The 12,757-nt window shown below is 69.0% G+C and carries 10 protein-coding genes; all 10 read right to left on the bottom strand.

Features of this window, described 5'->3' with window-relative positions; all coding sequences use genetic code 11:
• Positions 1-2 precede the first annotated feature (2 nt).
• The 10 genes from ACJ5H2_RS21915 to ACJ5H2_RS21870 all read right to left on the bottom strand — a co-directional run bounded on the left by ACJ5H2_RS21915 (position 3) and on the right by ACJ5H2_RS21870 (position 12,757).
• On the bottom strand, positions 3-701 hold the full coding sequence (locus ACJ5H2_RS21915; protein WP_408899841.1) for a hypothetical protein: 699 nt from the start codon (positions 699-701) through the stop codon (positions 3-5).
• 17 nt (positions 702-718) lie between these two features.
• The gene (locus ACJ5H2_RS21910) at positions 719-2,191 is read right to left on the bottom strand and encodes a type IV secretory system conjugative DNA transfer family protein (RefSeq protein ID WP_408899840.1); all 1,473 of its coding nucleotides are present in this window, start codon (positions 2,189-2,191) and stop codon (positions 719-721) included.
• 33 nt (positions 2,192-2,224) lie between these two features.
• Positions 2,225-2,713 (bottom strand): hypothetical protein, encoded by a 489-nt coding sequence (locus ACJ5H2_RS21905; RefSeq protein ID WP_408899839.1) that lies wholly within the window; start codon positions 2,711-2,713, stop codon positions 2,225-2,227.
• 11 nt (positions 2,714-2,724) lie between these two features.
• Entirely contained in the window at positions 2,725-3,564 is an 840-nt protein-coding gene (locus ACJ5H2_RS21900) for a hypothetical protein (protein ID WP_408899838.1), read from the bottom strand.
• Complete coding sequence (locus ACJ5H2_RS21895) at positions 3,561-4,145, bottom strand: hypothetical protein (RefSeq protein ID WP_408899837.1); 585 nt, start codon at positions 4,143-4,145, stop codon at positions 3,561-3,563. The genes ACJ5H2_RS21900 and ACJ5H2_RS21895 overlap by 4 nt, the downstream gene beginning before the upstream one ends.
• A 40-nt stretch (positions 4,146-4,185) precedes the next feature.
• Positions 4,186-6,837 carry an endonuclease/exonuclease/phosphatase family protein gene (locus tag ACJ5H2_RS21890; protein ID WP_408899836.1) on the bottom strand — a complete coding sequence of 884 codons (2,652 nt, stop codon included), beginning with the start codon at positions 6,835-6,837 and terminating at the stop codon, positions 4,186-4,188.
• 74 nt (positions 6,838-6,911) lie between these two features.
• Positions 6,912-8,447, bottom strand: a complete 1,536-nt coding sequence (locus ACJ5H2_RS21885; RefSeq protein ID WP_408899835.1) for an ATP-binding protein — start codon at positions 8,445-8,447, stop codon at positions 6,912-6,914.
• A 500-nt stretch (positions 8,448-8,947) separates the two neighbouring features.
• Positions 8,948-10,486: an SCO6880 family protein gene (locus ACJ5H2_RS21880; protein ID WP_408899834.1), complete on the bottom strand. Its 1,539-nt coding sequence runs from the start codon at positions 10,484-10,486 to the stop codon at positions 8,948-8,950.
• A gap of 64 nt (positions 10,487-10,550) precedes the next feature.
• Positions 10,551-11,942 (bottom strand): type IV secretion system protein, encoded by a 1,392-nt coding sequence (locus ACJ5H2_RS21875; protein ID WP_408899833.1) that lies wholly within the window; start codon positions 11,940-11,942, stop codon positions 10,551-10,553.
• On the bottom strand, positions 11,939-12,757 hold the full coding sequence (locus ACJ5H2_RS21870; protein WP_408899832.1) for a hypothetical protein: 819 nt from the start codon (positions 12,755-12,757) through the stop codon (positions 11,939-11,941). The genes ACJ5H2_RS21875 and ACJ5H2_RS21870 overlap by 4 nt, the downstream gene beginning before the upstream one ends.

The raw sequence follows: 12,757 nt of genomic DNA, 5'->3' as shown, positions 1-12,757 counted from the left end.
GGTTACCACCTGTCGTGAAGGTCGTCGGGGTCGGGCTTGGTGTCGGTGGGTGGGCTGGTGACCGCTGCCAGTTCCCCGGCCCGGTCGACGTCGTCGCGGTAGCGCTGCTTGCGGCCACGGCGCACCGGCGTGGAGGCGTGGCTCTCGTCGCGCTCGCGTCGGGGCCGGGGCTGGTGCTTGCCCGGCTGGCAGCCGTCGCCGAGCCGGTCACGGAGCCGCTCGAGGAACCCAGGCAGCCCGTAGCGGTGCCAGTCCTCCAGCGCGGCCGGGGTGACGGCGAAGCTGGTGTAGTAGCGGCTGCAGGCGAGGACGGCGAGGTCGTGCACCAGGTGCGGATGCGCGGGCCAGCATTCGGGGATGCCGGGGCGGGTCACGTTCCATAGGTGCTGCTCGTTGACCCACATCGCGACCAGGTCCAGCCACGCCCACAGTTCGGTACGTATCAGCCCGGTGCACGTGGCCGGGTCCCAGGGCCGCGGCATCTGTGCGAGCTCGCGCAGTTCCTCCTCGTCGGCGGGAGGCTCGACGGTGGCCTGCTGTAGCTGCTCCATCGCCGTGCGGATGGTCGGTCCGGGCTCGGGGAATGGGCGCACCATCAGCCCGACCAGCGGCATCATCCCGTTGCCGGTCGGTCCCGCAGCCCCGCCCGCTGCGCGGGAGGCGAGCTCGGAGGGGTGTCTGCGGTTCTGTTGGGTCGTCATCGTGTTGGCTCCTCGTCCTACTTCGGCATCCCGAGCCGCTGCCGGGTGCGGGACACCGACTCGGTCGGCACCGTGGGCTTGACCGGCACCGGCTGGATGGTCTCGGGGCCGACGTCGTGGCTCCGGGCGGCGAATCGGGCACGCTTCTGAGCGGCCAGCAGCTCCTTCCCGCGCTTGCCGTCGATGCAGCGGTGCAGGTTGGCGATGATCGGGTCGTACATCTCGGCCAGGACCAGGGCCTTGCGCTGCTCGATGCGGCGCAGCTCGGCGGGTTCCAGGATCGGCACCCGCCGCTGGTCATAGGACCGGTCCATCACGCCGAAGAGTTCGTGCCCGCGCGCCGAGTATCGGGTCTCGGTGTGGCTGGTGGACCCGATCAGGTCGGAGAGCTCCTGGTAGAAGCGGATGTCCTTGCCGCCGCCGAAGACCACCAGGTTGTTCGACAGCCCGTAGATGGTGCGGGCCTCGTCCTCGCCGTAGCAGACGACGAACTGCCGCCAGGTCTGGGCCGCGAGGATGAAGGAGAGCCCCAGTGCACGTTCGTTGGCCATCCGGGTCGACAGCGTCGGGATCGGCGCGGTTGACGGGAGCTCGTCGAGGCAGGCGAGGAAGGGCGGGCACAGTCGGCCGTGCGGGGAGGTCTCCCCCAGTCGCTTGGCGGTGTCGAGGATCTGCTCGGTGACTGCCGTCATCAGCGGCGACGCACTGGCGTACGGGTCGTCCCGGCCCAGTAGGTAGATGGTGCCGCCGTCCCGGATCAGGGCCTCGAGGTCGGTGGCCGGGCGGGCCGCGGAGGGGACGCAGCGTTCCCGGATCGAGCGCTGGAAGAACAGCGCCATCGCTTGCTGGACGGTGGTGATCGTGTTGCCGGCGGTCCGCTCGTCGCCGTACAGGGCGCCGCGCAGCAGACCGTCCCACAGCGGCTCCGCGGCCGGGTGGGTGCGCAGGATCTCTTCTGCCTGCGGGTACTCACGCGGGCTGGAGACCCACATCAGCACCTCGTCCAGCCCGATGCCGGCGATCGCGGCGGCGTGGAAGTACGCCTGGAGGACCTTCGCACACTCTCCGGCGTAGAACCGGGCGGCCTGGTCGGAGGACTGCGAGGTGGCGCCCTTGATGGTGCCGTTGGCGAACGCCTTCGCCCGCCGTTCGGCGAGCATCGCATCTTCGCAGCCCGCAATGCAGTCCCACACCAGCTCGGGGGTGCCGGGTGCGGCGTTGAACGGGTCCAACACGGCCACCGGGCCGTGCTTCTGGCGGGCCTCCAGGGTGAGAAACAGGTCCTCGGGCTTGGTCAGGGTGACCAGTGCTGCCCCGGGTGCATCGAGCAGGGCGGGCACCAGCAGGTCGAGGGTCTTGCCCGAACCCTGGGGACCGATCACGCAGGTGGTCCTGTCGAAGGGCACCCACAGTTCGGGTCCGCTGCGGCCCGCCTGGCCGAGCCGCCACCCGACGTCGTGGGGTTTCACGTGCTTGAGAGCTGGAGTCATGTTTAGGCTTCCCTTCCGCCTGTGGTGGTTCGGCTACTTGCTGCCGACGGGGGTTCGTCGACCGGTTCGGGCGTAGAGGTCGGGCCGGATCACCGCGGCGCTCTTGCGCAGGCGCGGCAACCCGAGCGCTTGGGCGGCCTGCGTGGGGGTGGCCAGGCCATGCCGGGAACCGGTGCCCGTGAGGTCACGCATCCACATGCCGAGGACGACGGCGGCACCGAGCACCAGCACCTCGCCGAGGAGCGTGAGCATCCACATCACCGCATCCGAGGGCAGCGCATCAGCGACCCCGTCGGCCAGACCGACACCGAAGCGGCCGCGCAGCAGCCCCCCGTAGGCCTCCAGCAGGTGCCCGTTCGGCAACGCCAAGGTCCCCGAGGTCGCCCAGCCGGCGATCGCCTGGACGACCAGCGGCGTGATCAGGAAGAAGAAGACGCCGGCCAGCAGGACTGCCACCGTGAACTCGCCCGCGGTCGGGGCGACGTTGGTGAAACGGGAGCGCCGGGAACGTTCCATGCTCATGCGGATTCCTCTCAGGGGATGGGTGTGGCGGGTGTGACGGGTTCGAGCAACCTGTCGAGGGCTGGCCCGCTGAGGGGCCGCCCGGGATTGGCCAGCAAGGCAGCGGTCAGGTTGTCGAGCACCTGGGAGTGCCGGGTGATTGCCTCGGTTGCGGCCTTACGGGCGGCAGTGAAGAGCGCATCGGTGGTGAGCTCGCCGTCGTAGCCCGTGGGGCGCTGGCCCGTCGAGAGGATGGCCGCCACGGACTCCAGGGCCCGGGCCATGTCGTTGCTCGATCCGTAGTCGTGCGCACCGTCCTCGACGTCGACCAACTGGCCGGCGACCTGCGTCACCAGACGACTCCACGCGTTGTCAGGCAGCCGCTTGTCCGCGTGCTCGGTCACGCAGAGGCCGTCGCGCATTCCCGCCGCCTCGATGTCGACGCGCAGGACCCGGCCCCCGACCCAGTTGCAGGCGACCGCGTGCGCTGCTTCGTGGCGTGCCCGTCGTTCCAGTGACTGCCGGGCGTTCTCCCCCGCAAGCGCGCGGGCCGCTGGGACCGCCACACCGGCGTGCACCGGCACCCAATCGGTCTGCCACCGCCGGCGTCGCAGCAGCGGACGCGCGATCAGCTTCCAGGTGATGTAGAACGCGCCCAGGTAGGCCAGGAGCCCGTGGCGGACACGGGGGGTGCTGAGGGCGGCGTCGAGCACATCGGAGGCAACGTAGACACCTGCCGTGGTCCACCACGCCAGCAGCGCCATCGACCCTGCCACCCAGGCGAGGGTGCGCAGCAGCTGCCCTAGGCTGCGGCCGAGGAACCATCGAGCGACCGGCCGCCGTCGTCGGGTCTTCGTGGTGGTGGTGTTCATCGTGCGGCCGCCATCCATGCGCCGGCTGGGGCCTGCCAGCGATGACACGGGAAGTCGATCGGTCCTCGCTGGTCCGGGATGATCGCGATCGTGTCGATCGGCCAGTCCAGTCGGCCCTGTCCGTCCAACACCGCGATCTCGGCGGGGTCCGTGGGGTCGGGTCGCACCAGGCCCAGGCAGTCGACGGCCTCGAGCAGCGATCGGTCGGCGAGGCTGTTGCCGCCGTGCGAGGTCAGGATGGTCCGGCCCCGCCCCCACGGCAGGAAACGGAGGCGGTCGTCGTCGACGAGGTCTATGTCGTCGACCACGACCAGACAGGTTCCCGGCCGGCAGGCGCTACCGACCGGCTGGTCCAGCTGATCGGGGTGCTCGGGCGAGCACTGTCGGTCTGCCCACTCGCTGGGTACTTGGGCGTACACGTGGGCATGCCGCCGGGTGCTGGCTAGCCACCACCGGGTGAGGTAGCGCGCGGTGGTGGTCTTGCCGCGGCCGACGTCGCCGACCAGCAGCAGCGGCCGCGAGCTGCTGGTGTCGAACCCGGCAGCCTGGCCGTCCAGTGTGGTGCCGATACGTACGTCCATGTTGGAGAAAGGCAACCGGCCGGCCGGCGGATCGGACATGTCAGGTCGAAGAAGTGCCGATGCCGTTGTTGAGGAAGGTCCCCTCGAAGGAGGGAGGCGGCAGGAGCCAGTGCGCCTTGGCACCCTTCTCGACCTGGTCGTGGGTCTGGTGGCCGACATCGGGCCAGTTGTCTACCCATTGGCCGTCGCCGAGGTAGATCGAGACGTGGCCGCTGCCGGAGTAGGGCCACGACACGATCGCGCCCGGTGGGGGCGGCCAGCTGGACCCCTGCTGGCCCTGCACGACGGACCCGTAGGCTCGCTCGCCACCGTCACCGGAGCCGACGTAGGCGTTCCCGTAGATCATCATCGAGATCGCTGTGCAAGCGTCCGACCACCCACTGAACCCGACGCCTTGGCAGTCGAACCCAGGAACCGAGCAAGGGGACGGGTAGCGCTGGGCGAGCTTGATGACCATCTCGGCACGTTGACGCAGCCGGTTGAGCCGGTCCCCGCTCACCCCTCCGGTCTCGGTGACGGTGGAACATCCGTTGTTGTTGACGTTCGTGGTGTCGCCGCCGACCGCGGCGACCGCTTGCCATGCGGTCTCGAGGTACGGGCGGTAGTCGGTCTTCTGGAACGGGATCCAGTCGGCGAACTTGGCTTCGCCTGACCCGGGCCGGGCGGAGTAGAGGGCAAAGGCGTACTTGGCGTTGAGGAGCGGGTCGAAGATGTCGGCCTGCTTGTTCCAGCCGGGCACCTTGCCCTTGTGTTGCGCGGAGATTTGCCACAGCCCGTAGTGGGTTCCGTTGACGGCCTTGGGGTTCCAGCTCGACTCCACCCGAGCGAGGGCCACGGCGGTAACCAGGTCCTCCCCACGGAAGCCGGCCTGGGAGGCAGCCTCAGCCGCGACCTTGGCGGCCTCCAGGCCGGCGGGTGCCGCGGCGGTCTGGATGATGGTGCCGAGAGTGGTGGGGCACGGTGGGCAGCCGGCCGGCCGCGTGCCAATCGGCTGAGGGCCGGAGGTGTTCGAGCCGGGGCCGGCGCCGTTCATCGCCATCCGGGTGAACAGCGCGGGGTGGTCGGAGTGGACGGCGGCCTTGCTGATCTGCCACGTCTTTGTCACCGTCACGGGGGCGGCGTAGAAGTTGTAGATGACTCCAGCGTCCTTGGTGTACTTGTAACCCGCCGCGGCCATCTTCGGCACTGCTGACTGCGGGCCGTCGTTGGGGTGAGAGTTCATGTCGCCTCCCACCAGGACCGGCCCGTACGCGGCGAGGACGTTCGCCAGCTGGATCAGGTAGTCCATGCCGAGGCCGTACTGCTCGGCGCGGGTGAACGGCTGGTTCCCCCACTGGGAGTTCGGGAACCGGAACGGGTTGGTCATGTGGTGGGTCGCGATGACCGAGACGACCGCGCCATCGGTGCGCTGGAAGACGCCCCAGGCGGCGAACCTGTCCCAGTTCTTGCGGTTGCCCTTGAAGATGACGTGGTCGTCGTCGGCGATCTTGATGCGGCCGCCGTCGAGCATCGTCCACTTGTCGGTGCGCCACATGATCGCCGACCCCATGGCCTGCCCCGCATCATCGCCGTCTGCAGGCAGCTTCTCCCTGTAGGCGTCGTAGCCGGTGACCGCTGATCGCATCCGGGGCAGCGAGACACTCTCGATCTCGTTGAGGGTGATGAAGTCCGGTGACGGCTTCGCGAGTGCGTGGACACCGGGGTTGAACCCCGCGTCGGTCTTGATGTTTGCGTTGGCGACGGTGACGGTGCCGGTGACCGCACCTCCCGGGGAAGCGGAGATGCTCGTCGGCATCACGCCCAACTCAGCCGCGCCGCGCTGGGGTGGTGTCGAGCCGGCCAGCTGCACCGTGGTGTGAACGAACGGGTGGTCGGTGTATTTGTGCGCCTTGTCGTTGGTGCTCTGGTCGACGACGGTCCCGGAGAAGGTGGCGGCGGGGCTGCCCATGATCCAGTCGATCTGCTTGTCGGTGGGGTTGGCCGCCGACCACCCCGACGCCAGAGACAGGAACAGCCGCTTGAACCGGGCCTTGTCGTTCATGTCGCCGGTCAGGAACAGCGGCGTGTTCGGCTCGGCCGCCTGCAGCTTCGTGAGAGCGGTGGCCTCGGCGCGCACGGCCTTGTCGCGCATCGTGTCCGTGCCGCCCACCGCGCCGGCCGGGTTGTGAGTGTTGAGCACCCAGACCGACCCGAGTCCAGCCGTGGAGGTGAACCTGGCCATCGGCACCTGGATCATCGGGCTGCCGTACCGGATCGACACGTACCGGGTCTCGTCGAGTTTCCAGGCGGAGGTCTGGTAGGCGATCGCGTTCGCGGTCGACGCCTGCCCGCTGCCGTTCTTGCCTTTCACGATCGCCCAGCCGCCGTTGGTGGCCTTGAGGAAGGCCTGTGCCTGTTGCGGCTCGAACTCCTGGAATCCGATGATCGAGGCCCCCGAGCCGCTGATCTTGGCGACCATGTTCGGCACACGCTCGTGGTAGGGACGTTCGCCGGGGTGCGGGTTGCGCTTGTAGTGAGAGGCGCCGCGCCAGTTAAGGGTGCCGATCCCCATCAACCCGCCCGTGGTCGAGTTCACCGAGGTGGCGCACGCGGCCCGGACAGACTCGATATTCGCGCTCCCCATGCCCAAGACGAGCAGCAGCAGCGGCGCGATCAGCACCAGCGGAAGAGCCAGCAGAATGCCCTTCTTCATGGTCAACGGCCCCTGGAGTCAGCCGGCGAGGAGGTGCAAGTTCGGCGCAGAACCGTCAGAAATCCGGGGAACATTCACGCTCCCGGATCGATCGCGTCGTTGGTGTAGGTGAGCCGCCTCTCCAGCGGGGTCAGCAGCGTCTGCACCTTGTACCGCTGGTCGCCGACCATCCACAGGGCGCGGCCCTTCTCCTGCATCGCCCAGTTGGTGATCACACCCTGCTGCATCTCAGACAGGCCCATCAGGCGGCCGAGCTCGTCGGCGACCGACTCGTCCTGGCCCATGAGGATGCGGACGTCGGAGAGGTTGAGCAGGTCCTTGGCGATCTGAGCGGCCTGGCTGCCCTGGTCGCCGGCCGAGAGCGGGTCGGACGGCTTGTGGTACGTCACCAGCTGGATGTCGCCCTCGGTGCGGGACAGCCGCAGGTTGGCATCCAGCGCCTCTACCGCCTCGAGAGAGAGGCGGGTCTGCAACCACGCCTCATCGCGGAGCACGATCCGGCGATCGCCCGCCGACGCGGCCTCCCGCATGCCCTGGCCCCAGGAGTTCAGGCACATCAGGGCGATGCCGACGGCGACCTTGTTGCCGGTCTCATGCAGCGACCGCAGCGACAGGGTCTGGATCGGCTTGCGCCAGTCCGGCTCGAAGGTCGACTCGGTGTCGAACATGCCCTGTAGCGAGCCCTCACACAGGGCACCCAGGGCGTCACGCAGCGGCCGGGTGCCGTCGAAGAACGCCTGCGGGCTCTCGTAGCGGCAGTCGGTGACCAGGTCCTTGGTGGGCGAATCGAGGGCTGCCCACACCTGCGGGATGGTCACCGGCTTGAGGCGGGACGCTCCGGCCGACCATCCGGTCAGATGCCGCAGCACCTTGTTGATGACCCGCTCCTCGGTCGGGCTGAACACCACACCTTGGGAGGCCACCAGGCCGCGGATCAACATGAGCCAGCGGTTGAAGATCACCGTGGCGCGCTTCTCCTGCTCTTCAGCGGTCTGCTTCTCCCAGTCCACGCCGAGCGGGCCGAGGTCGAGCGGGTTGATCCGCCCCGGCAGGCCGGGACCGATCCGGAACGGGTCGACGCCGAGAAACTTCGCCAGATCCTCGTACTCGTCCTTCACATCGCCCAGTACCAGCGAGCGGTAGCCGAACTTGATCATCCGGATCATGAAGGCCTTGACCGTGGCCGACTTGCCTCGGCCGGGCTTGCCGAAGATGAAGATGTTGGGGTTGGTGACTGGGATCGAGTCGTCGAGCACCCAGCCCATCGGGTCGCAATAGAACTTCCCGCCCGACAGGACGTCGTAGCCCATCTCCGCACCCCACGGCGGGAGCCCGTTACCGGAGATCAGGGGCCACAGCACCGGGGTCTCTTCCGAGGTCATCTGATAGCCCGCCAGCGGCGGCATCGTGGGCGCCCAGCCGTGCCCCATCCGGCGTACGCCGCTGAGCTTGACCGTGTGCGGGAACAGCTTCTCCGCAGGCGGTGTCGGGGCAGGTGCCTCCTTGCGCGGCATCGTGGTGCCGAAGTCGGCCAGCAGGTCATCGATCGTGCGCGATACCGGCCGCGTGTTCTTCGTGCCTCCCCGGGGACGCGTCTTGGTCGCAGCCACGCTCACCACTCCCCTGCCGTCACACGCGGCGAGCTCGACCGCGCGTGATCAAACGTGAGCGGGTCGATCGCCCGGTCGACGTGCCGCGCCAGGTCAAGGGGTTCGCACCCGGCGAGTTCGTCCAGCAGGACGCCGTACCCGGCGCGCGGGTCGACCACGACAAGTGGCCAGCTGCGCATCGCACCGACGACGAGGCGTTTCGCCAAGGCCCCCTTGCCTCGGCCGGGCCGGCCCAGCACCCTCATCTGGGGGTTCGGGGTCACCCCACCTCCGGCTACGCGAGGGGCGGGCCACCACGCCTGTGGTGCGGGGACGGGCCTCGTGATGGCCATCTCGTGCAGGCGACCAACCAGCGGCGGCCGCGTCGAGCTCGGACGGCGCGACGAGCGCCTCGACGTCACAGGTGTCTTCATGTTCGAGAGAAGCAACAGCCCGGCCGCCAGATCGGACATCTGACGGCCGGGCTGTTTCAGGACGTGCCGGTCGCGGCGCTTCTCGGGTTAGCGACGCTTCTTCGGCAGGCCTGCCCCCAGAGGGATCGCGGACACGGCGAAGGCCGCGTCGTGTGCCCCGTCCAGCGGGAGCGGAGTGAACCCGCTGATGCGGATCGAGGCGTCGAGACGTCGCCCGAAATCCTGCACGTTCCACCCGGCCGGAACCGTGATCGACACCGCGGACGCCACCTTGACCAGCGAGCGGCCGCGCTCGAGCTTCTCGTCGCGCTCGGCCAGCTTGCCGACCGAGGAGCGGTCCTTGGCCCGCTCGACCTTGCCGGCCTTCTCCCGCAGCGTCCCGGCCATCACAGCCGACATCTGCGCCCGGCCGGTGGACCGGTCGGCGGCCTGCTGGGAGACCGGACGGTAGAACACCGTCAGCGCGCGCCGCTCACCCGGCTGAGAGGGCACCAGCACGCGGGCCAGCGCACCCATGCGGGCGCCCTTGCGGGGCAGGAGGATCGTCGAGGCGACCGACTCCCACTCACCGTGCCGGTAGGACCGCATCGCCGTGGAGGCATTGGTCGGGCCGGCGGCCGCGACCGGGACGCCCGCTGCGATGGAGGGGTCTTCGCGGTGGTGGATCTCCGCGTCGGCGAGAGCGGGCAGGTCGCCCGGCTCGAAGCCGGTGCGGATTGCGACCGCGAGCTCGGAGGTGTCGAGCCAGTTGACCCGGGTGCAGCCGATCGAGCCGGTGAGCCGGGCCTCGACCTCAGCGAGGACCGAGTACAGGATCCGCGCCCGTCCGATCACGCCTCGGCCGGCGCGTTTGGCGTCCTTGTTGATGACGTCCTCGCGGACCACGACGGTCACGAACGCCTCGTGCCGGACCGCCGCGCCGGCCGTCATGGCCTCCAACTGTGCGTTGACCCGTGCCGACACCTCGGGCTCGTCGGGCCGTGCGTTGTGGCGCACCCACTCCGCGCGTTCGGTGCCGTCGTCGGGGATGGTGCGGACCTGGACCACGACTAGGTCGATCTGGTTGCCGGCGGTCGCAGCCTCCATCATCTCGGTCAGCCCGGCTCCCATGCGGAACCGGTCGGCCTCATCGCTCATCCCGATCCCGGGATGGACGATGCGGGCTGTGGCCGCCCAGGTTCGGGTCGAGTGGTTCTGGATGATCGCCGGCCGCGCGGTCTGCCCACTCATTGGCGGACCGTCGTGGATCTGGATGCCCGCCAAGATGCCCGGCAGGTCCGCTTCCCTGGCGTCACCGTCGTCCTCGTCGTCGTCTCCGTTGCCGAGGTCCAGGTCGCCGGCGGCGGCCTTGGACTGGAACCGCGACCAGCCGAACGCGAGGCCGGCCATGTGCCGGAACACCACACCGATCCACTGGATCGCCGAGTGGCCGCGGATCGGGAGGCAGACCAGCAGCCCTACGACGACCCACAGCGGCAGCACAACGAGCAGTGCCAACCACTGCTGCATGGCGATCGCCATCCAGGTCGGGAACCCGGCGGCAAGGACCAAGAAGAACTGGGGTCCGGTGAGACCGAACAGCCACGCCTGCCGGTCTCGGGTTGCCGATGCTCCGTAAACGCTCATGTCTGGCTCCGCTCTGGTGTCTCGAAGTTGGGTGCTCGGGCGGCGGATTGGTTCCGCCTGGCGGCTAGGCGAGGAAGACCTCCGGGTCCTCCTCGGCGACGTTCACCGCCTGCTGGGCCTGCGGCGGGATGTCGTTGGCGACGCCGTCGCCGTTGGTGTCGTTGAACGGCTTCATCTGGTGGGCCCTCTTGTTCTTCTTGGGGTCGTGCTCGGTCGGGTAGTAGCCCTGGTTGCCGATGCCGCCCTGTCCGAGCACGTCGACGCTCATCGCGGCGCCGGCCTGGGCGACCTGCCCGGCGGCATGCATGCCGTTACCGAAGGTCTTGGCGGGGTGCCGAACCGGATATGTGAGCCCCTTGCCAGCGCCCTTCGCGAGCGACCCCGCGCTCCAACGGTGGCCATGTTCGGCCTCGGCGCCGCTCTCCGACGAGCTCCGTCCGTCCGAGGCGGTCTCGGCAGCGGCACCCGACCCGGCGGCCTCTCCCCCGCCACCCGCGCGCTTGCCTCGCAGCAGTCCCGACACACCGCCGTTGGCGTCCATCGTGGACCGGAACGAGGCGCCCGAGGCGGTGCCGGGGTCGACGAAGGCGAGCAGCCGGAACAGCACCATTGGCATGAAGCAGGCGACCAGCATGATGACCGACCCGACCACCGACATTCCGACGTTCTCCAGGGCCGAGGAGCCTGTGCTGCTCTCCCCGTCAGGCATGCCGGACCACGCGAACTGCGTGCCCATGCCGAGGACCAGCGCCAGGAGCGGCTCCATCAGCACGCACGCGAGGAACCAGCGGATCGACTTCCACATCCACGACTTCGTGCCCTCCGACAGCGCTCCGGCCGCGGCCAGGGGCATCGTGGCGACGAGGATCAGCAGTGCCGCCGAGCGGACCATCATGATGATCATGTGGCCGAAAGCGGCCGGGATCAGGATGAACAGCCCACAGATGCCCAGCACGGCTGCCTGGGTCGTCCCCGAGACGGTATCGACGAACCCGTCGCCGGCCGCGTATCCGGAGAAGCTGTCGACGCCCAGCAGGGTGTCCAAGATGCCCTTGGTCAACCCCGAGGCGGCGGCGATCAGTCCCGCGCACACCGTGATCCAGCACGTGAGGACGAGCCCGTACTGCACCACGCCGGCGGCCAGGGTGCCGAACCCGCGCCCGTCTTGGCGCAGCACCGCGAGCCCGATTTGGCCGAACGCGACGAGCAGCGCGATCACCAGCGCGATCCACAAGGTGACCGAGTACAGCTTGTTCAGGTCTGGGTCGGCGACATTGGGGGTGAAGTTGTCGATGAAGTCGAAGGCGGTCTTCAGCAGCCACATGGCGCCCGACCAGATCGCCATCATCATCGAGGTGAACCCGTCGGCCAGGGTCTCCTTGGCCTTGTTGCCGAGCCACTTGAGCGGGTTGAGCTCGATCATCGGGACGATGTTCACGATGAGCGTCTCGTTCATGACTGCGCCACCTCCAGCCACTGGTAGCCCGCATCGAAGGAGGCCTGCGAGCCGGGCCACAGCGACGGTGCGGGTGCCGGCTCGTCGCCTTCGCCGATCACCCACCGGTCGTCCTGCCACACCATGCGCTGGCAGTCGGCGGCAGCGACCTGCTGCGGCTCCCCCGAGGTGGTGGTGGCGGTGACGATGAAGTCGATGCACGGAATGACGAAGTCGTCACCGACCGTGCCCTTGATGAACCCCATCTTGGGTTCGACGGCGATCGTGAGCGAGCTACTCGCCTCCGATGACATTCCGGCCGCCTCCAGCAACCCGGCCACGGCCTGAACGCCCGACCAGCTCTCCGCGGTCGGGCCACCGGGAGCGGCCCACTCTTTGATGACGTCTTGGGCCACCCGAACCGAGGCCGAGGTCAGTGCGGTCGTGTCGATCGCGGCCAGCTGTGCCAGCGCACCCTCCGGGGTGTGCGGGTATCCGGTCGCAACGCCGACCTCCCCCACCTCCGTCGGTGGCGGAATCTCGATCGTTCCGGTTTCGCCTGAGGACAGGCTGCCCGGCTGCGCGGCCTCCAAGGGAGCCTCGGGCAGCTCCTTCTCGGCGAGCTGGTCTTGGGCCGACTGGGCCGATTCGGACCCGGCAGCATTGGACGCCGAGGAGCCGGTGAGCATGTTGACCACCGACCAGGCGCCGCCCACCACCAAGGCGAGGACGACGAGGGCCACGGCCCCCAGCAGGATCTGCAGCCGCAACCGGGTCCACTCGGTGTCGGGGTCGACCAGCCGTGACTGGTAGGCGTGTCGGGTCCGGTCGAACAT

The sequence above is a fragment of the Nocardioides pymetrozini genome (assembly GCF_046058985.1).
Lineage (GTDB): Bacteria > Actinomycetota > Actinomycetes > Propionibacteriales > Nocardioidaceae > Nocardioides.
Note: the sequence above shows the minus strand (reverse complement) of the source record. Positions and strands in the feature narration are given on the sequence as shown.